The organism is Tepidiphilus thermophilus (assembly GCF_001418245.1).
Taxonomy (GTDB): Bacteria; Pseudomonadota; Gammaproteobacteria; order Burkholderiales; family Rhodocyclaceae; genus Tepidiphilus; species Tepidiphilus succinatimandens.
In genome coordinates, this window is the sequence record NZ_LIPU01000014.1 from 11,877 (window position 1) to 29,722 (window position 17,846).

The 17,846-nt window shown below is 67.5% G+C and carries 17 protein-coding genes; 10 read left to right on the plus strand and 7 right to left on the minus strand.

The window, feature by feature from the left end:
* Window positions 1-66 precede the first annotated feature (66 nt).
* From clpA to ASC37_RS09535, 4 genes are all read right to left on the minus strand, one after another.
* Window positions 67-2,349, minus strand: a complete 2,283-nt coding sequence (clpA, locus tag ASC37_RS09520; protein WP_055424154.1) for an ATP-dependent Clp protease ATP-binding subunit ClpA — start codon at window positions 2,347-2,349, stop codon at window positions 67-69.
* A gap of 2 nt (window positions 2,350-2,351) precedes the next feature.
* On the minus strand, window positions 2,352-2,660 hold the full coding sequence (gene clpS, locus ASC37_RS09525; RefSeq protein WP_055424155.1) for an ATP-dependent Clp protease adapter ClpS: 309 nt from the start codon (window positions 2,658-2,660) through the stop codon (window positions 2,352-2,354).
* Window positions 2,661-2,728: 68 nt separating this feature from the next.
* Window positions 2,729-2,965: a hypothetical protein gene (locus ASC37_RS09530; RefSeq protein ID WP_055424156.1), complete on the minus strand. Its 237-nt coding sequence runs from the start codon at window positions 2,963-2,965 to the stop codon at window positions 2,729-2,731.
* A 43-nt stretch (window positions 2,966-3,008) separates the two neighbouring features.
* Window positions 3,009-4,217: an amino acid aminotransferase gene (locus ASC37_RS09535; RefSeq protein WP_055424157.1), complete on the minus strand. Its 1,209-nt coding sequence runs from the start codon at window positions 4,215-4,217 to the stop codon at window positions 3,009-3,011.
* Window positions 4,218-4,317: 100 nt separating this feature from the next.
* Between ASC37_RS09535 and uvrB the strand changes: the two genes are divergently transcribed.
* Window positions 4,318-6,405 carry an excinuclease ABC subunit UvrB gene (uvrB, locus tag ASC37_RS09540; protein WP_055424158.1) on the plus strand — a complete coding sequence of 696 codons (2,088 nt, stop codon included), beginning with the start codon at window positions 4,318-4,320 and terminating at the stop codon, window positions 6,403-6,405.
* A gap of 95 nt (window positions 6,406-6,500) precedes the next feature.
* Here uvrB and ASC37_RS09545 read toward each other — a convergent pair whose 3' ends face one another.
* Window positions 6,501-9,539 carry an Rne/Rng family ribonuclease gene (locus ASC37_RS09545; protein ID WP_055424159.1) on the minus strand — a complete coding sequence of 1,013 codons (3,039 nt, stop codon included), beginning with the start codon at window positions 9,537-9,539 and terminating at the stop codon, window positions 6,501-6,503.
* A gap of 472 nt (window positions 9,540-10,011) precedes the next feature.
* On the opposite strand from ASC37_RS09545, the gene ASC37_RS09550 reads away from it, so the two are divergent.
* Together ASC37_RS09550 and ASC37_RS09555 are read left to right on the plus strand one after the other, a co-directional pair.
* Complete coding sequence (locus ASC37_RS09550; RefSeq protein ID WP_055424160.1) at window positions 10,012-10,968, plus strand: RluA family pseudouridine synthase; 957 nt, start codon at window positions 10,012-10,014, stop codon at window positions 10,966-10,968.
* Window positions 10,965-11,651 (plus strand): HAD family hydrolase, encoded by a 687-nt coding sequence (locus ASC37_RS09555; RefSeq protein WP_232424761.1) that lies wholly within the window; start codon window positions 10,965-10,967, stop codon window positions 11,649-11,651. The genes ASC37_RS09550 and ASC37_RS09555 overlap by 4 nt, the downstream gene beginning before the upstream one ends.
* On the opposite strand, the gene ASC37_RS09560 is transcribed toward ASC37_RS09555, so the two are convergent.
* Window positions 11,598-12,311, minus strand: a complete 714-nt coding sequence (locus ASC37_RS09560; RefSeq protein ID WP_082438449.1) for an SAM-dependent methyltransferase — start codon at window positions 12,309-12,311, stop codon at window positions 11,598-11,600. The two genes, ASC37_RS09555 and ASC37_RS09560, sit on opposite strands and share 54 nt — an antisense overlap.
* Entirely contained in the window at window positions 12,308-12,889 is a 582-nt protein-coding gene (locus ASC37_RS09565) for a Maf family nucleotide pyrophosphatase (protein WP_055424161.1), read from the minus strand. Before ASC37_RS09565 ends, ASC37_RS09560 begins: the two co-directional genes overlap by 4 nt.
* 61 nt (window positions 12,890-12,950) lie before the next feature.
* On the opposite strand from ASC37_RS09565, the gene ASC37_RS09570 reads away from it, so the two are divergent.
* From ASC37_RS09570 to acpP, 7 genes are all read left to right on the plus strand, one after another.
* Window positions 12,951-13,427: a YceD family protein gene (locus ASC37_RS09570; RefSeq protein WP_141056352.1), complete on the plus strand. Its 477-nt coding sequence runs from the start codon at window positions 12,951-12,953 to the stop codon at window positions 13,425-13,427.
* Between the two features lie 62 nt (window positions 13,428-13,489).
* Window positions 13,490-13,669 carry a 50S ribosomal protein L32 gene (gene rpmF / locus ASC37_RS09575; RefSeq protein WP_055424163.1) on the plus strand — a complete coding sequence of 60 codons (180 nt, stop codon included), beginning with the start codon at window positions 13,490-13,492 and terminating at the stop codon, window positions 13,667-13,669.
* An 82-nt stretch (window positions 13,670-13,751) separates the two neighbouring features.
* Window positions 13,752-14,810 carry a phosphate acyltransferase PlsX gene (gene plsX / locus ASC37_RS09580; protein WP_055424164.1) on the plus strand — a complete coding sequence of 353 codons (1,059 nt, stop codon included), beginning with the start codon at window positions 13,752-13,754 and terminating at the stop codon, window positions 14,808-14,810.
* Window positions 14,807-15,772, plus strand: coding sequence for a beta-ketoacyl-ACP synthase III (locus ASC37_RS09585; RefSeq protein ID WP_055424165.1), 966 nt, complete (start codon window positions 14,807-14,809; stop codon window positions 15,770-15,772). Before plsX ends, ASC37_RS09585 begins: the two co-directional genes overlap by 4 nt.
* Window positions 15,773-15,786: 14 nt before the next feature.
* Window positions 15,787-16,731, plus strand: coding sequence for an ACP S-malonyltransferase (gene fabD, locus ASC37_RS09590; RefSeq protein WP_055424166.1), 945 nt, complete (start codon window positions 15,787-15,789; stop codon window positions 16,729-16,731).
* A gap of 21 nt (window positions 16,732-16,752) precedes the next feature.
* Window positions 16,753-17,505 carry a 3-oxoacyl-ACP reductase FabG gene (fabG, locus tag ASC37_RS09595; RefSeq protein WP_055424190.1) on the plus strand — a complete coding sequence of 251 codons (753 nt, stop codon included), beginning with the start codon at window positions 16,753-16,755 and terminating at the stop codon, window positions 17,503-17,505.
* Between the two features lie 83 nt (window positions 17,506-17,588).
* A complete protein-coding gene (gene acpP / locus ASC37_RS09600; protein ID WP_055424167.1) occupies window positions 17,589-17,828 on the plus strand; it encodes an acyl carrier protein in 240 nt (79 codons plus the stop codon).
* Window positions 17,829-17,846: the final 18 nt, after the last annotated feature.

A 17,846-nucleotide genomic window follows, 5' to 3' on the forward strand; every position in this document is an offset into this window, starting at 1 on the left:
CCGGTCGGTGGAAGACGACCGGAGATTCTAGCAGCAGCTCGGACGCGGGATGGCGTCCGCCCGGGTTCAGGATTCGAGCACGGCCTCTTCGTCGAAGAGGAGTTTCACCTTGCCTTCGGCATCGACGTCGATCGTCACGTGCCCGCCGTTGACCAGCCGCCCGAAGAGGAGCTCGTCGGCGAGCGCGGCGCGGATCGTGTCCTGGATGAGCCGGGCCATGGGACGCGCGCCCATGAGCGGGTCGAACCCCTTGGCGGCGAGCCAGGCCTTGAGCTCGTCGGTGAAGTGCACCTCGACCTTGCGCTCGTGCAGCTGGGCTTCGAGCTGCATGAGGAACTTCTCGACCACGCGCTGGATGATTTCGTTGTCGAGCGGCTTGAAGGAGATGATCGCGTCGAGCCGGTTGCGGAACTCCGGCGAGAAGATCCGCTTGAGCTCGCCCATCTCATCGCCGGCCTCACGCTTGGAGGCGAAGCCGATGGTGCTCTTTTGCATCGTCTCGGCACCGGCGTTCGTCGTCATGATGATGATGACGTTGCGGAAGTCGGTCGAGCGGCCGTTGGCGTCGGTGAGCGTGCCGTGGTCCATCACCTGCAGCAGGATGTTGAACACGTCCGGGTGCGCTTTCTCGATCTCGTCGAGCAGCAGCACGCAGTGCGGTTTCTTCATCACCGCTTCGGTGAGCAGCCCACCCTGTTCGAAACCGACGTAACCGGGGGGTGCGCCGATCAGGCGGCTGACGGTATGCCGCTCCATGTACTCCGACATGTCGAAGCGGATGAGGTCGATCCCCAGCGTGTAGGCGAGCTGGCGCGCGACCTCGGTCTTGCCCACGCCGGTGGGGCCGGAGAAGAGGAAGGCGCCGATGGGTTTTTGCGGATTGCCCAGGCCCGAGCGCGACATCTTGATGGCGCGCGCGAGCGCTTCGATCGCCGCGTCCTGTCCGAAGACGACGCTCTTCAGGTCGCGCTCGAGGCTGGCGAGTTTCTCGCGGTCGTCGGCGGCGATGGTGCGCGGCGGGATGCGGGCGATCTTGGCGACGATCGCCTCGATCTCGCCTTTGCCGATCACTTTCTTCTGCTTGTTCTTGGGCAGGATCTTCTGCGCCGCGCCGGCTTCGTCGATGACGTCGATCGCCTTGTCCGGCAGCTGACGGTCGGTGATGAAACGCGCCGCGAGCTCGGCGGCGGCGTGCAGCGCCGCGGTCGAGTATTTCACGTTGTGGTGCGCTTCGAAGCGGCTGCGCAGCCCCTTGAGGATGGCGATGGTGTCTTCCACGCTCGGCTCGGGCACGTCGATCTTCTGGAAGCGCCGCGACAGGGCGTGATCCTTCTCGAAGATCTGGCGGTATTCGGCGTAGGTGGTGGCGCCGATGCACTTGAGCTGGCCGCTGGAGAGCGCCGGCTTGAGCAGGTTGGAGGCATCCAGCGTGCCGCCCGAGGCCGCCCCCGCACCGATGAGGGTGTGGATCTCGTCGATGAAGAGGATGGCGTTGGGCCGCTCCTTGAGCTGCTTGAGCACGGCCTTGAGGCGCTGTTCGAAGTCGCCGCGGTATTTCGTGCCGGCAAGCAACGCCCCCATGTCGAGCGCGTAGACCTGGGCGTTGGCGAGGATCTCGGGTACCTTGCCTTCGACGATCATGCGCGCGAGCCCTTCGGCGATGGCCGTCTTGCCCACGCCGGCCTCGCCCACCAGCAGCGGATTGTTCTTGCGCCGGCGGCAGAGCGTTTGGATGACGCGCTCGAGCTCGGTCTCGCGGCCGATGAGCGGGTCGATCTTGCCTTCGCGGGCGAGCTGGTTGAGATTGACGGTGAAATTCTCCAGCGCACCGCCGTTGCCCTGCGGCGTTGTTTCTTCTTCCTCACTCCCCTCGTGCTTGGCCTTGCTTGCTGCGGCTTCGCCTGGCGCGGCGTTGCGCGACTTGACGATGCCGTGAGAGAGGTAATTGACGAGGTCGAGCCGGGTGATCTTCTGCCGCTGCAGCAGATAGAGTGCGTGCGAATCCTTCTCGCCGAAAATCGCCACCAGCACGTTGGCGCCGACTACTTCGGATTTGCCCGAGGATTGCACGTGCAGGATGGCGCGCTGGATGACGCGCTGGAAACCCAGCGTGGGCTGGGTGTCGACTTCACCGTTGCCCAGCACCCGCGGTACGTGCGTGTCGATGAACTGCGACAGTTCTCGGCGCAGTTCATCGAAATTGGCCCCCACGGCACGCAACGCATCGGCCGCCGACGGGTTGTCGAGCAGCGCGAGCAGCAGGTGTTCGACGGTGACGTACTCGTGCCGCTTCTGCCGCGCGTCGACGAACGCCATGTGTAATGTGACTTCTAGCTCTTGGGCGATCATTTTCAAACTTCCTCCATGACGCAGGCGAGGGGGTGTCCGTGTTGCCGGGCAAAGGCCGTGACTTGTTCGACCTTGGTGGCGGCGATGTCTTTCGGATAGACGCCGCACACTGCCATCCCCTCATGATGGACTTTGAGCATGATTTGCGTCGCGCGTTCGCGGCCCATGTGAAAAAAACGCTCCAGCACGATCACGACGAAGTCCATGGGGGTGTAGTCGTCGTTGAGCAACAGCACCTTATAGAACGGCGGGGGGGAAACCCGCGCCTCTTCCTCCTCGAGGATCGGGGTGGTGGTATACCGTGTCGTCATGGTTTCATTCTAATGCGTCCGCGCCCAAACGCAACCCCAGCGCCGACGATGGGATCGATTCGTCGCGCTCAATCGTCGCGTTCGGAAAAGTCGCTCTCGATGCGGTCGATCAGGGCGTGGAAGATCTCGCGCACCTGGCGTTCGCTCACGCCCATGAGGAGCGCGTCGTCGAGGGCATCCTTGAGCACCTGGGCGAGCTCTTCGAGGTTCTCGCGCAGGACTTTGCGCTTTTCCGTGCAGCCGATCGCCTCGCCCGAGGGGGTGCGCCAGACGAGGTGTTCGAGGAAGGTGTCGAGTTCGTTCATGGGAGGAGAGAGTGCCGCCCCGGGCGGGGCGGCGGAAAGGGGCTCAGCCGCGCAGGACGGCGGCGATCGCTTCGGCGACGTAGTCGAGGTTGCGCGCATTGAGCGCGGCGATGCAGATACGCCCGGAGCGCACGGCGTAGATGCCGTATTCGCTCTTGAGCCGTTCGACCTGCTCGGGGGTGAGCCCGGTGTAGGAGAACATGCCGCGCTGTTCGGTGACGAAGGAGAAGTCCTTGCCCGGCACGGCGGCTTCCAGCCGCTGCCGCAGGCCCTCGCGCATGGCGCGGATGCGCCGGCGCATGCCGCCGAGCTCTTCTTCCCATTGCGCGCGCAGCTCGCCGGAGGCGAGCACGTCGGCTACGAGCGCCGCGCCGTGCGTGGGCGGGTTGGAGTAGTTGGTGCGGATGACGCGCTTGAGCTGCGACAGCACTCGCTCGGCCTCGTCGCGCGAGCCGGTGACGATGGACAGCGCCCCGACGCGCTCGCCGTAGAGGGAGAAATTCTTCGAAAACGAACTCGAGACGAAGAAGGGGATGCCAGCTGCGAGGAAGTGGTGCACCGCCGCGGCGTCGGCGTCGATCCCTTCGGCGAACCCTTGGTAGGCCATGTCGAGGAAGGGGACGAGCTCGCCCGCCACGCAGGTCTGGGCGACTTCCTGCCACTGCGCTTCGGTGAGGTCGGCCCCGGTGGGGTTGTGGCAGCAGGCGTGCAGCACGACGATGCTGCGCGGGGCCATGGCCGCGAGCGCCGCCTTCATGCCGGCGAAATCGACGCCGCCGGTGGCGGGGTCGTAGTAGCGGTAGGTGCGCACGGGAAAGCCCGCCGCCTCGAAGATGCCGCGGTGGTTTTCCCAGCTGGGGTCGGAGATGTAGACGGTGGCTTCGGGCACGATGCGCCGCAGCAGATCGCCGCCGATGCGCAGCGCCCCGGTGCCGCCCAGCCCTTGGGCGGTGACGACGCGCCCTTCGGCGAGCAGCGGGGAATCGGCACCGAAGAGCAGGCGCTGGACGGCGCCGGTGTAGGCCGCCGGGCCTTCGATGGGCTGGTAGCCGCGCGGCTTGGCCTGACGCACGCGCGCTTCCTCGGCGGTCTTCACCGAGGCGAGCAGCGGGATGCGCCCTTCTTCGTCGTAATACACGCCCACGCCGAGGTTCACTTTCTGCGGGCGTGGGTCGGCGGCGAAGGCTTCGTTGAGTCCGAGGATGGGGTCGCGCGGCGCGAGTTCGACCGCGGCGAAGAGGCTGCGAGACATGGATCGGGGCTCCTGGGGCTGGACCATCGGGCTGTGCCTTGCGGGAACCCGCTTCGGGGTAAGATGTCGCAAGGCTACCGCAGAAAAATGGAATTGTAGCATGGCCGAACTTCCTTCCTCCAGCGGGCGCTTCGTGCGTTTTCCCGGCAGTCCGTTCGAGCTTTTCCAGCCTTATCCGCCGGCCGGGGACCAGCCGCAGGCGATCGAGGCGCTGGTCGCGGGCATCCGCGACGGGCTGATGTACCAGACGCTGCTGGGGGTGACCGGTTCGGGCAAGACCTACACCATGGCCAATGTCATCGCCCGCTGCGGGCGCCCGGCCCTGGTGATGGCGCCGAACAAGACGCTCGCCGCGCAGCTCTACGCCGAGTTCCGCGAGTTCTTCCCCAAGAACGCCGTCGAGTACTTTGTCTCGTATTACGACTATTACCAGCCCGAAGCCTACGTGCCGAGCCGCGATCTCTACATCGAGAAGGATTCGAGCGTCAATGCGCACATCGAGCAGATGCGCCTGTCGGCCACCAAGAGCCTGATGGAGCGGCGCGACGTGGTGATCGTGGCCACCGTTTCGTGCATCTACGGCATCGGCGATCCGGTCGATTACCACTCGATGGTCTTGCACCTGCGCGAGGGCGAGCACATGGGGCAGCGCGCCATCATCGAGCGTCTGGTGCAGATGCAGTACGAACGCGCCGACGCGGATTTTCGCCGCGGAACCTTCCGCGTGCGCGGCGAGGTGATCGACGTCTTCCCGGCCGAGAGCGCGGAGTACGCGCTGCGCATCGAGCTCTTCGACGACGAGATCGAGCACCTCACGCTCTTCGATCCGCTCACCGGGCATCTGGTGCATAAGCTCGTGCGCTTCACCGTCTATCCTTCGAGCCACTACGTGACGCCGCGCGCCACCGTCCTGCGCGCGATCGATTCGATCAAGGAGGAGCTGCGCGAGCGCAAGGCGTGGCTATTGGAGTGCGGCAAGCTGGTGGAGGCGCAGCGTCTGGAGCAGCGCACGCTCTTCGACCTGGAGATGCTCTCGGAGATGGGGTTTTGCAAGGGGATCGAGAATTATTCCCGGCATCTTTCGGGACGCCGTCCGGGCGAGCCTCCGCCCACCCTCATGGACTACCTGCCGGCCGATGCGCTGCTCTTCATCGACGAGTCGCACGTGACGGTGGGGCAGATCGGGGGAATGTTCCGCGGCGACCGTTCGCGCAAGGAGAATCTCGTCGAATACGGGTTTCGCCTGCCCTCGGCGCTCGACAACCGGCCGCTCACGTGGGAGGAGTTTGAGCGTTTGATGCCGCAGACGATCTTCGTCTCGGCTACGCCCGGCGAGTACGAGGCGACGCACCAGCAGCAGCTCGTGGAGCAGGTGGTGCGCCCCACGGGTCTGGTGGACCCGGAGGTGATCGTGCGGCCGGCTTCGACCCAGGTCGATGACCTGCTCGCCGAGGCCAAGCGCCGCGTGGCCGCCGGTGAGCGGGTGCTGGTGACCACGCTCACCAAGCGCATGGCCGAGGATCTAACGGAGTATCTCAACGAGAACGGTGTGCGGGCGCGCTACCTGCATTCGGACATCGACACGGTCGAGCGGGTGGAGATCATCCGCGACCTGCGTCTGGGCGAATTCGACGTGCTGGTGGGGATCAACCTGCTGCGCGAGGGGCTGGACATCCCCGAGGTGTCGCTGGTGGCGATCCTGGACGCGGACAAGGAGGGGTTCCTGCGCTCGGAGCGCTCTCTCATCCAGACGATCGGCCGGGCGGCGCGCAACCTCCACGGCACGGCCATCCTCTATGCGGACAGAATCACCGAGTCGATGCGCCGCGCCATCGACGAGACCGAACGGCGCCGCGCCAAGCAGCTCGCCTACAACGCCGAGCACGGCATCACCCCGCGCGGCGTGACCAAGCGCATCAAGGACATCATCGACGGGGTCTATGACGAAGAGGGCGAGGGGCGTCACGCGGTGCGCCGCGCGCCCGCTTCGGGTGAGGCGCATTGGGAGGAGGCGGTCGACCCGGCCGACGAGAAAGCGGTGGCCAGGGCGATCGCCCGTCTGGAGAAGGAGATGCTGGAGCACGCGCGCAATCTGGAGTTCGAGGCGGCGGCGCAGGTGCGCGACCGGCTCTTTCGCCTGCGCGAACGTGTCTTCGGTGCCGATCCCCACGCATCGCTCGAGGAGTAACGCAGGCGAAGAAAGGGACTCCTCGAATGACCTACTGCGCGACGGTTCTTCGAGCTGCCCCAAGGTGAGGGGCGCGGCGTTTGCCGCGCCCTTTTTCAGGCGGCGGGAGGCTGCTCGCCGGTGAGCTCCGGCGTCGATGCGGCAGCGGTTTGCTTGGTCTCGACCTGCACCAACGGGCCTTCCTCGACCTTGGGCGGGCGCACCACGGGGCGACCGAGCTGCACGATCACTTCGGTGGGCTTGAGCCCGGCGAGCTTGGCCGGATCGGTTTCCACCCACTGCAGGCCGGCGGCGGCGAGGATCTCGCGCAGGGCTTGCGGCGTCATCTCCGGTGGCGGCGGGGGGGCCACGACCTCCGCCTTCGGCGTGGCGGATCCGGACGGCGTGGAGGGGGTCTCCTCTGGCCGGAGTTCGCTTGCCGGCACGGAGACGGCCGTTTCCTCGCCCGCTGGAACCGCCGGCGACTCTTGGGTGGCGGCCGTGCGGCTGGGCGGCGTCTGCTCGGCGGGCGCCGCCTCGGTGGCCGGAGCGCTTGGGGACGGCATCGGCGTAGCCAGATCGGTGAGCGGTACGGTGGCGATTTCGACCGCCGTCCCGCCTTCGGGCCGATCGCGCCGTGCTGCCTCGGGTTCGCCCCGCGGCGTGGAGATCTCGGTCTGGCTGGCGGGAGCGGCCGTGGCCGTGGTGGGAAGGGCTTCGGGCTCGGAGGCCGCGCCTGCGCCGTCCCGCCCGACCGTCGGCGCGGGGAGTTGCGGTGGCACGAGGGTGGGCAGGTTTTCCGGCGCGGGGGCGGCGGATGACGCTTCGGGCAGAGGCGCGGCGGCGTCATCGCGCTTTTTCGCGGACCTGCGCGGCGGCTGGGCCTCGACGGCCTGGGCGTCCTCATCGCTCGCAGCGGGTTCGGCCTCGGCCTGCGCCGTTTCTTCGGTTTCGGCGGATTCGATCACCTCTGCCGATTCACCCACGGCCTTGCGGCGTGAGCGCGAGCGGCGGCGGCGTTTGGCAACGGTCTCGGACGTGGTGTCCTCGCCGGCCGCTGGCAAGACCAGTTCCAGCGTTTCTCCGGTTTCCTCCACGGCAGGCGACGGCGTGGGCTCGGCGCTAGGGGCGGAGACGGGCGTCCGGGGCGCTTGCGGTGCGCCGGGCAGGGCTTCGGGAACGGGGCTCGGAAGAGGCGCTTCGACGGGCGTACGCTCGCTGCGGCGTTCCGTCGCTTCTTCACGGCGCCGGCCCGGTTCGCGCGGCGGCCGCTCGCTGCGGCGGGATCCTTCGGCGCTACGGGGCGGGCGCGGTTGACGCCGGCTTTCAGGGCGTCGGGGCGCTTCGGCGGCGGATTCGGCTGCCGCGGGGGCTGGGATGGGCGCTTCGGCCTTGGCTGCTTCGCCCTCGCCTGGGCCCATGAGGCTGCGCAGCCAGGACTTGAGGCGCTGCACCAAGGGAGCCGGGGCCGCCGGTTTGGCCGCAGCGGCTTCGGCGGCAGGCGCGGGGGTCGGCGTGGGGGCCGGTGCGCTCGGCGAAGGGGGCGGCGTTTCGGGGGTGATGCCCTTGACGGCCGCTTCCTGGCGTCGGGCGGGTTTCTCGGTGAGCTCGGTGACACGGCTGGATTCGGGGGCGGGCGGGGTGGCCAGCTCGTAGCTCACCAGGGTGACGTCGTGCGTGTCGAGCTGGTCGTGGCGCAGGCGCACCACCTCGTAGGCCGGAGTTTCCAGGTGGCGGTTGGGGATGACGACGATACGCACCTTGTGCCGCGCTTCGATGCGGGCGACGTCGACGCGCTTCTCGTTGAGGAGATAGGTGGCGACGTCGACCGGAACCTGGGTGTAGACGGCAGCGGTGTTCTCCTTGATCGCCTCTTCCTCGATCAGCCGCAGGATGTGCAGCGCGGCCGATTCGGTGCTGCGGATGTGGCCGGTGCCGGTGCAGCGCGGGCAGGTGATGTAGCTCGTTTCGGCGAGCGCCGGACGCAGCCGCTGGCGCGAGAGTTCCAGCAGACCGAACTTGCTGATCTTGCCCAGCTGTACGCGGGCGCGGTCGTGCTTGATGGAATCCTTGAGGCGGTTCTCGACCTCGCGCTGGTTCTTGGCCGACTCCATGTCGATGAAGTCGATGACGATGAGCCCGCCGAGGTCGCGCAGGCGCAGTTGCCGCGCGATTTCGTCGGCTGCCTCCAGGTTGGTCTTGAAGGCCGTCTCTTCGATGTCGGCTCCTTTCGTGGCGCGACCGGAGTTGACGTCGATGGCGACCAGCGCTTCGGTGTGGTCGATGACGATGGCCCCGCCGCTCGGCAGATTCACCTGGCGCGAATAGGCCGTCTCGATCTGGTGCTCGATCTGGAAGCGGGAGAAGAGGGGGACGTCGTCCTGGTAGCGTTTGACGCGCGGCACGCAGTCGGGCATGACGTGGGCCATGAATTGGCGCGCCTGCTCGTAGATGTCGTCGGTGTCGCAGAGGATCTCGCCGATGTCGGGCTGGAAGTAGTCGCGGATCGCCCGAATCACCAGGGCGCTTTCCTGGTAGATGAGGAAGGGGCCGGATTGCGAGGCGGCGGCGTCTTCGATCGCACGCCACAGCTTGAGGAGGTAGTTGAGGTCCCACTGCAGTTCTTCGCGCGTGCGGCCGATGGCGGCAGTGCGGGCGATCAGGCTCATGCCTTCGGGGACGTCGAGCTCCTCGAGCAGGGCTTTGAGCTCGGCGCGCTCCTCGCCGTCGATGCGCCGCGACACGCCCCCGCCGCGCGGGTTGTTGGGCATGAGTACGAGGTAGCGGCCGGCGAGCGAGATGTAGGTGGTGAGCGCCGCCCCCTTGTTGCCACGCTCGTCTTTTTCCACCTGGACGATGAGCTCTTGCCCGACCGAGAGCGCGTCCTGCACCCGGGTGCGGCCGTTGGCCTCGGTGCTCTTCCAGTAGGTGCGGGCGACTTCCTTGAAGGGAAGAAAGCCGTGGCGATCCTCGCCGTAATCGACGAACACCGCCTCGAGGCTGGGCTCGATGCGGGTGATCACCGCTTTGTAGATGTTGCCTTTGCGCTGTTCGCGGCCGGATCCTTCGATGTCGAAATCGATCAGCTTCTGGCCGTCGACGATGGCGACGCGCAGTTCCTCTGGCTGCGTCGCGTTGAAGAGCATGCGTTTCATCGTGTCGTCACTCCCGCGCTGCGGGCGGACGCGAACGGGCAGCGGCCCGGTGAGGGTCGACGTCAGCGCGCGGAGGCGCCGTTCCGCGGCGGCCGTTGAGGCCGCACGGGGCAAGGGACTGCGCCGTGCAGTGCGGGAGGCGTGGGGCCTGGATTCGGTGGCACCATGTCGTCGATCATCTCTTCGGTTCTGCCGCACCGTTCGGGGTGCGGCGGACTGCATTCCTGTTCGTGTCCGCCCGAGCCGTTCAAGTTGAGAAAAAAGTCGATAAGGCCGGGCGAGCCTGGTGTTCCGCCGGTTCATCCAACGCGGCGCCGAAAAGACGGGCGCCGGGTCGGAGGGGTTGTTCGATTCCGGTCGGGCGGGAGCACGGCGTCTTCTCGACGGGCTCGACCGCTCGAAGTCGGTCCACTCCGGGTGGACGTTGCACGACGACTCGACCGTGAATCGAAGCGATAGTATATTCGGGAAGATGATGGAACGCAAAATTTCTCCCGCGGCGCAGGAGTGGTGCGTCGACGAGGCGGGCGCAGGACAGCGCCTGGACAACTACCTCTTGCGCCACCTCAAGGGGGTGCCGAAGAGCCATGTCTATCGCATCATCCGCAGCGGCGAGGTGCGCGTCGACGGGCGTCGGGCACAGGCGCAGACGCGCCTGGCGCAAGGGCAGCGGGTGCGGGTGCCGCCAGTGCGCGTGGCCGAGGCGCCCGTGCGTCCGGCGATTCCCGCCGGGCCGCCGCTGCCGGTGATCCATGAGGACGAAGACTTGCTCGTCCTCGACAAGCCGGCCGGGTTGGCGGTGCATGGCGGCTCCGGCGTCGCGTTCGGGGTGATCGAACGCTTGCGCGCCGAGCGACCCGGGGCGTCGCTGCTCGAGCTGGTGCATCGGCTCGATCGCGAGACTTCCGGCCTGCTGATGGTGGCCAAGCGCCGCTCGGCCCTGAAAGCGCTGCAGGATGCCCTGCGCGCCGGACAGGTGCGCAAGCGTTATCTCGCCTTGGTCCATGGCCTCGTCGAGCACCCTTTACAGCACGTGCGCGCGCCGCTCTTCAAGTACCTCACGGCCGAAGGGGAGCGGCGCGTGCGCGTGAGCCCCGAAGGGAAGGTCGCGCACAGCATCGTGCGGCGGCTGCGGCGCTGGCCGCAGGCGGGTTATACCCTGGTCGAAGTGGAACTGAAGACGGGGCGCACGCATCAGATTCGCGTGCATATGGCGCATCTGGGGCATCCGCTGGTGGGCGACGAGAAGTACGGCCGTTTCGCCGCCAACAAGGCGTTGGCGCGAGCGGGATTCGATCGCATGTTCCTGCACGCGGCATTTCTTGCTTTCGTGCATCCGCGCTCGGGGCTGCGTCTCGAACTGGAGGCGCCGCTGCCACCGGAGTTGGGGGAATTCTTGGCCGGTCTGGGGCCGGGGGAGGAAGGGTGAGCGCATTCGAGCTGGTGGTGTTCGATTGGGACGGCACGCTGATGGATTCGACGGCGGCCATCGTCCGGGCGATGCAGCGCGCCGCCGAGGAGCTGGGGATTGCGCCGCCACCGGCCGAGCGGGCGCGCCACGTGATCGGCCTGGGGCTGGCCGATGCTTTGCGCCAGGCGCTGCCGGAGCTGCCGCCGCAGCGCTATCCGGAGATGGCGGCGCGCTACCGCCACCATTACTTATCGCATGACGGCGAGCTCGCCCTCTTTCCCGGCGTCGAGGAGCTCCTTGCGCGACTCGTGGCCGCCGGGCGCTACGTGGCGGTGGCCACCGGCAAGAGCCGGCTGGGGCTGGAGCGGGCGCTCGATCATTCGGGCCTGCGCCGCTACGTGATGGCCTCGCGCACGGCCGATGAGTGCCATTCCAAGCCGCATCCGCAGATGCTGCAGGAGCTGCTGGAGGAATTCGCCGTGCCGCCCGAGCGGGCGGTGATGATCGGCGATACGACGCACGACCTGCTCATGGCCCAGGCGGCGGGGACGGCCGGCATCGGCGTGGCCTACGGAGCGCATCCGCGCGAGGCGCTCGCGGCGCTGCGGCCGTTGTCGGTGGTGGATGCGCCGCGTGCGCTCGCGCCGCTATTGCTGGGCGAGGAAGCCGAAGACGGTCGGGCGCTTGCCCAGCGTCGGTAAAGGCTCGGCGCGCCAGCGCGCGACGGGGGCGGTGCGGATCCACTGATCCGGCTGGGTGAGGTGGCAGGCCACGCACAGCAGCGTCGTCGGCACCAGCACCTGCGCCAGGGTTTCGAGCATGCGCTCGTTGCGATACGGCGTTTCGATGAAGAACTGGCTCTGCCTCCGGGCGCGGGATTCTGCTTCCAGCGCGGCGATGGCAGCGGCGCGCTCTGACGGCGGGATCGGCAGGTAGCCGTGGAAGGCGAAACGCTGGCCGTCGAGGCCGCTGCCCATGAGCGCGAGCAGGATGGCCGAGGGGCCGACGAGGGGGACTACGGCGATGCCGCGTCGATGCGCCCGGGCGACCAGCGCTGCTCCCGGGTCGGCCACGCCGGGACAGCCGGCATCCGACATCAGACCGAGGTCCTCGCCTTCCAGGCAAGGGGCGAGCAGCACGTCCAGGGCGGCTGGGGCAGGAGATTCGGGGAGGCGCTGTAGCAAGAGTGCGGCGATCGGCCCCGGGTGTCCCAGGCGCTTGAGGGCAGCGCGGGCCGGTTTTTCGTTTTCGACGACGAAACGGCGCAGGCGCTGTATTTCGCGCAGGTGCTCGGGGGGCAGCAGCGGCGGACCTCCGTCGCCGAGCGGCGTGGGGATGAGCAGCAGGCGCCCCGGGGTCACGGCAGCGCCCAGCCGAGGCGGCGCAGCATCCGCGCCGTAGCGATGAGCGGCAGGCCGATGAGGGCGGTGGGATCGCTCGATTCGACCGCCTCGAGCAACGCGATGCCGAGCCCCTCGGCCTTGGCGCTGCCAGCGCAGTCGAGCGGCCGTTCGCGCTCGACGTAGCGCACGATCTCCTCGTCGGTGAGATCGGCGCGAAAGCGCACCCGGGTGGGCACGAGTTCGGTCTGGACGTGGCCCTCTTCGTCGAGCACGCACACGGCGGTGGAGAATTCCACCGTCTGTCCGCGCATGCGCCGCAACTGCTCGATGGCGCGCTGCGCGCTGCCGGGCTTGCCGAAGCGCTCATCGCCGAGGTGGGCGACCTGGTCGCTGCCGATGACGTGGCAAGCTTCGCCGAGCGTTGCCGCGACCGCGCGGGCCTTGGCTTCGGCCAGTCGCCGTGCCGTCTGTTCCGGCGGCTCTTCGGGCAGCGGCGTCTCGTCTACCTGCGGAGCGATGGCGACGAATGGTACGCCGAATCGTTCGAGGAGCTGGCGGCGGTAGGAGGAGGTCGAGGCGAGGATCAGGCGGGGCATGGTAGTATTTTTTGACAAAAACGTCGGGAAATCTTATCATTATCGACTTATGTCGCAAAACGTGATTGTGTCCGATCCGCTGGCGTTCGCCCGGGATGCCGCTTCGCTCTCCGGCGAGTTCGGCTCGGCCGAGCTGCCGCGTCTGGCCGCTTCCTCGCTCGAGCTGGGGGCGGTGCGCTGGCATGTCTCGGGGCTGCGCCTCGAGGATGGCCGTGCCGCGCTCGAGGTGAGCGCGCAGGGTGTGGCAGTGCTGCGCTGCGAGCGTTGTCTGGAGCCGATGGACTGGGTCTTCGCCGTGGCGCGGCGCCTGTCGCTGTATCGCGCCGACGAGCTCATTCCCGACGAGGAGCTCGAGGACGAATCCTGCGACGCGATCCACTTTGCCGGCACGATTGACGTGGCGAGCCTCGTCGAGGACGAGATCCTGCTCGAGTTGCCCGTTTTTGCGCGGCACGAAGTCTGCGAGCCACCGGGGCCGTGGGAGGCAGGCGAGAAGCCGTCGCCTTTTGCAGTCTTGGCGCAGTTGAAGCGTTCGTGAGATAATACCCAGCTTTTTGGCCGGCATCGTCCGGCCGGTTCGAACGAGAGGAGTATCCGGTCATGGCCGTTCAGCAGAACAAGAAGTCCCCTTCCAAGCGTGGGATGCACCGTGCGCACCAGGCGCTGAAGAATCCGCCGATCGCCGTCGATCCGACCACGGGTGAAGTGCATCTGCGCCATCACGTCACGCCGAGCGGCTTTTACCGTGGCCGCAAGGTGATCGACGTCAGCGGCGAGTGATCCCTGCGTTTCTGCGCCCGATGATCTCGTGCAATCGTTCGCGCTGCCTGGTGCCGCGGTTGCACGTTTTTTGTGACCGATCATGACGGATTCCGAGAGCGAAGGCTCGCTCGTGCTCGCCGTCGATTGCATGGGCGGCGATCATGGCCCTCAGGTCACGCTGCCGGCGATCGAGGCGTTCTTGCGCCGGCGCCCCGGCGTGTCGGTGCTGGCGGTGGGGCAGCCAGAGGCGCTCGAAGCGGAAGTCGCGCGTCTGCGGCGTCGCTTTGGCGGGCGCATCGAGCTCGCGCCGGCTTCCCAGGTCGTCGGGATGGACGAGGCGCCCACTTCCGCCATGCGCAACAAGAAGGATTCCTCCCTGCGCGTGGCCATCGAGCAGATCAAGGCCGGCCGGGCGCAGGCGGCGGTCTCCGCGGGCAATACCGGGGCGCTGATGTCGATCGCGCGCTTCGTGCTGAAGACGCTGCCCGGCATCGATCGCCCGGCGATCGCCACGGTGCTGCCGGCGCGCGGCAGCCGCGTCTGGGTGCTCGACCTGGGGGCCAACGTCGATTGCACCGCCGAGCACCTGCGCCAATTCGGCATCATGGGGTCGCTGCTCGTATCCGCGGTCGAACAGGTGGAGCGCCCGCGGGTGGGGCTGCTCAACATCGGCACCGAGGACATCAAAGGCAATCAGGTGGTGCGCGAGGCCGCGGCGCTCTTGCGTACCACCGATCTCAATTTCGTCGGCAACGTCGAGGACATCTATTCCGGTCAGGCGGATGTGGTGGTGTGCGACGGCTTCGTTGGCAACGTCGCCCTCAAGACCACCGAGGGCCTGGCGCAGATGCTCGCGCTCATCCTGCGCGAGGAATTCAACCGCAATCTGCTCACCCGCCTCATGGGGCTGGCGGCCTATCCGGTGCTCAAGCACTTCAAGGCCCGCGTCGATCCGCGCCGCTACAATGGAGCGGTGCTGGTGGGGCTGCGCGGCGTCGTGGTGAAGAGCCACGGCGGGGCCGATGCCTATGCCTTCGGCCAGGCGCTGGATCGGGCGGCCGAGGCGGCAGCGCATCGCCTGGTCGAGCGCATCGAACAAAAAATGGCCGGGGCGTGGCCGCGGGCCGCTTCGCCCGTCACCGAGGTGTCATCGTCATGAGATTTTCCCGCATCATCGGCACCGGCAGCCATCTGCCCGGTGTGCCCATCACCAACGACGATCTGGTCGCGCGTGGCATCGAAACTTCGGATGAATGGATCCGCACGCGCACCGGCATCGCCGCGCGGCACTTCGCTGCCGAGGGGGAGATGGCGAGCGACCTGGCGCTCGTGGCCGCACGTCGCGCCTTGGAGCAGGCAGACTGCCGCCCCGACGACATCGACCTCATCGTGCTTGCCACCTCCACGCCCGATTACGTCTTTCCGAGTACCGCTACGCTTCTGCAGGCCAAGCTCGGCATGACCAACCGGGCGCCCGCCTTCGACGTGCAGGCGGTGTGCAGCGGCTTCATCTATGCGCTGGCGCTCGCCGACAAATTCCTGCGCCTGGGGGAGGCGCACCGGGCCCTGGTGGTCGGGGCGGAGGTCTTCTCCCGCATTCTGGATTGGAACGACCGCTCCACCTGCGTGCTCTTCGGCGACGGGGCCGGTGCCATCGTACTCGAAGCCGACGAACTGCCCGGCATCCTCGCCACGCGCCTGCACGCCGACGGGCGGCACCATGCCGAGCTATGGGTGCCGGGTCAGGTGGGCGCGGGCAAGGTACAGGGCGACCCCTTCGTGCGCATGGAGGGGCAGGCGGTATTCAAGTTCGCGGTCCAGGTGCTCGCCGAGGTGGCGCACGAGGTGCTCGATCTGGCCAAGCTTCCGGTGGAGGCGCTCGACTGGCTGATCCCGCATCAGGCCAACGTCCGCATCCTGCAGGCTACGGCCAAGCGCCTGGGCTTGCCGCTCGAGCGGGTCATCAGCACCGTGGATCGGCACGGCAACACTTCGGCGGCTTCCATTCCGCTGGCGCTCGATACCGGCATCGCCGAGGGCAAGATCCGTCCCGGCCAGACGCTGTTGCTCGAAGGGATCGGCGGCGGGTTTACCTGGGGCGCGGCGCTGCTGCGCTATTGAGGAGACGGAGAATCATGCGCTTCATGTTCGTGTTCCCCGGCCAAGGCTCGCAGTCCGTCGGTATGATGGCTTCTTATGAGGGGCTGCCGGCCATCCGTGAGACCTTTGCCGAGGCGAGCGACGTGCTCGGCGAGGATCTGTGGGAGATGGCCCAGTCCGGCCCGGCCGAGCGGCTCTCGCTCACGGTCAACACCCAACCCCTCATGCTCACGGCCGGCGTGGCCGTGTGGCGTGCCTGGCGCGCTCTGGGTGGCCCCGAGCCGGCGCTCCTTGCCGGACACAGCCTGGGGGAATATACGGCGCTGGTGGCTGCCGAAAGCCTGTCGTTCGCCGATGCGTTGCCTCTCGTGCGGTTGCGCGCCCAAGCGATGCAGGAGGCGGTTCCGGCCGGGGTCGGTGCCATGGCCGCGGTGATGGGGTTGGATGCCGCGGCCGTGGAAACCGTCTGTCGCCAGGCCGCTGCCGAGACCGGCGAGACCGTCGCCCCGGCCAATCTCAATGCCCCGGGGCAGATCGTCATCGCCGGGCACAAGGGGGCCGTCGAGCGCGCCGCGGTACTCGCCAAAGAGGCCGGGGCCAAGCGCGCCGTGCCGCTACCCGTGAGCGCTCCTTTTCACTGCGAACTGATGAAGCCGGCCGCCGAGCGTCTGGCCGAGCGCCTCGCGGGCATCGCGCTGCGCCCGCCGCGCATTCCCGTGCTGCACAACGTCGATGTCGCCGAACACCGCGACCCCGAAGAGATCCGCCGGGCGCTCGTCGAGCAGGCCTGGCGCCCCGTGCGCTGGATCGAGACGATCGAAGAGGCGGCCCGCCGCGGCATCACGCACGTCTATGAATGCGGGCCCGGCAAGGTACTCGCCGCGCTCACCAAGCGCATCGTCAAGGATCTCGACGGTGGGGCGCTCGCCGACGCGGCGAGCCTGCGTGCGGCGCTCGAGGCGCTTGCTGCCCAGAGCTAACGAGGACAAGGGGAAGACATGATCCAGTTTCGCCTCGACGGCCAGACGGCCGTCGTCACCGGCGCCTCCCGCGGCATCGGACGCGCCGTCGCGCTCGCCCTGGGACAGGCGGGGGCCAAGGTGATCGGCACGGCGACCACCGATGAGGGCGCCGCCGCCATCTCCGAGGCGCTGCGCGCCGAGGGTATCGCCGGCGAAGGAATGCGGCTCGACGTCACCGACGCCGCTGCGGCCGCCGCCTTCATCGGCGCTGTCGAACGGGATCACGGTCCCATCGCCGTATTGGTGAACAATGCCGGCATCACCCGCGACAACCTCGCCTTGCGGATGAAGGACGAAGAGTGGGATGCCGTGCTCGACACCAACCTCAAGGCGACCTTTCGCCTGTGCAAGCTCGTACTCAAGGGGATGATGAAGGCGCGTTACGGCCGCATCGTCAATCTCACCTCCGTGGTGGCGCACTCGGGCAATCCCGGTCAGGCCAATTACGCCGCGGCGAAAGCGGGCGTGGCCGGCATGAGCCGCTCGCTCGCGCTGGAGCTGGGTAGCCGCGGCATCACGGTCAATTGCGTCGCCCCTGGCTTCATCGACACCGACATGACCCGGGCGCTCGGCGACGAAGCCCGCAACGGCCTGGCCGCCCGCATCGCCCTGGGGCGGTTCGGCGCGCCCGAAGAGGTGGCCGCGGCGGTGCTCTTTCTCGCTTCGCCGGCGGCCTCCTACGTCACCGGCGCGACGCTGCACGTCAATGGCGGCATGTACATGGCCGCTTGATGGTGTAACCTTCCGTTGCAAACTTCCCAAGTTTGGTAGAATAACCCCGTTTTTTCCACATCCCGTTCAAGGAGTTTCCTGAAATGGAAAACATCGAGCAGCGTGTCAAGAAAATCGTAGCCGAGCAGCTGGGCGTCAATGAATCCGAGATCAAGAACGAATCCTCGTTCGTCGACGATCTCGGCGCCGATTCGCTTGACACCGTCGAACTGGTGATGGCGCTGGAAGAAGAATTCGAATGCGAGATTCCGGACGAAGACGCCGAGAAGATCACCACGGTGCAGCAGGCCATCGACTACATCACCAATCACGTCAAGAAATAATCCTTTTTCTTCTCCCGC

What these genes read in the sequence shown, in the direction of transcription:
- clpA (WP_055424154.1), bottom strand. Translation starts at nt 2,349, where the DNA reads ATGATCGCCCAAGAGCTAGAAGTCACATTACACATGGCGTTCGTCGAC.
- clpS (WP_055424155.1), bottom strand. Translation starts at nt 2,660, where the DNA reads ATGACGACACGGTATACCACCACCCCGATCCTCGAGGAGGAAGAGGCG.
- ASC37_RS09530 (WP_055424156.1), bottom strand. Translation starts at nt 2,965, where the DNA reads ATGAACGAACTCGACACCTTCCTCGAACACCTCGTCTGGCGCACCCCC.
- ASC37_RS09535 (WP_055424157.1), bottom strand. Translation starts at nt 4,217, where the DNA reads ATGTCTCGCAGCCTCTTCGCCGCGGTCGAACTCGCGCCGCGCGACCCC.
- uvrB (WP_055424158.1), top strand. Translation starts at nt 4,318, where the DNA reads ATGGCCGAACTTCCTTCCTCCAGCGGGCGCTTCGTGCGTTTTCCCGGC.
- ASC37_RS09545 (WP_055424159.1), bottom strand. Translation starts at nt 9,539, where the DNA reads ATGAAACGCATGCTCTTCAACGCGACGCAGCCAGAGGAACTGCGCGTC.
- ASC37_RS09550 (WP_055424160.1), top strand. Translation starts at nt 10,012, where the DNA reads ATGATGGAACGCAAAATTTCTCCCGCGGCGCAGGAGTGGTGCGTCGAC.
- ASC37_RS09565 (WP_055424161.1), bottom strand. Translation starts at nt 12,889, where the DNA reads ATGCCCCGCCTGATCCTCGCCTCGACCTCCTCCTACCGCCGCCAGCTC.
- rpmF (WP_055424163.1), top strand. Translation starts at nt 13,490, where the DNA reads ATGGCCGTTCAGCAGAACAAGAAGTCCCCTTCCAAGCGTGGGATGCAC.
- plsX (WP_055424164.1), top strand. Translation starts at nt 13,752, where the DNA reads ATGACGGATTCCGAGAGCGAAGGCTCGCTCGTGCTCGCCGTCGATTGC.
- ASC37_RS09585 (WP_055424165.1), top strand. Translation starts at nt 14,807, where the DNA reads ATGAGATTTTCCCGCATCATCGGCACCGGCAGCCATCTGCCCGGTGTG.
- fabD (WP_055424166.1), top strand. Translation starts at nt 15,787, where the DNA reads ATGCGCTTCATGTTCGTGTTCCCCGGCCAAGGCTCGCAGTCCGTCGGT.
- acpP (WP_055424167.1), top strand. Translation starts at nt 17,589, where the DNA reads ATGGAAAACATCGAGCAGCGTGTCAAGAAAATCGTAGCCGAGCAGCTG.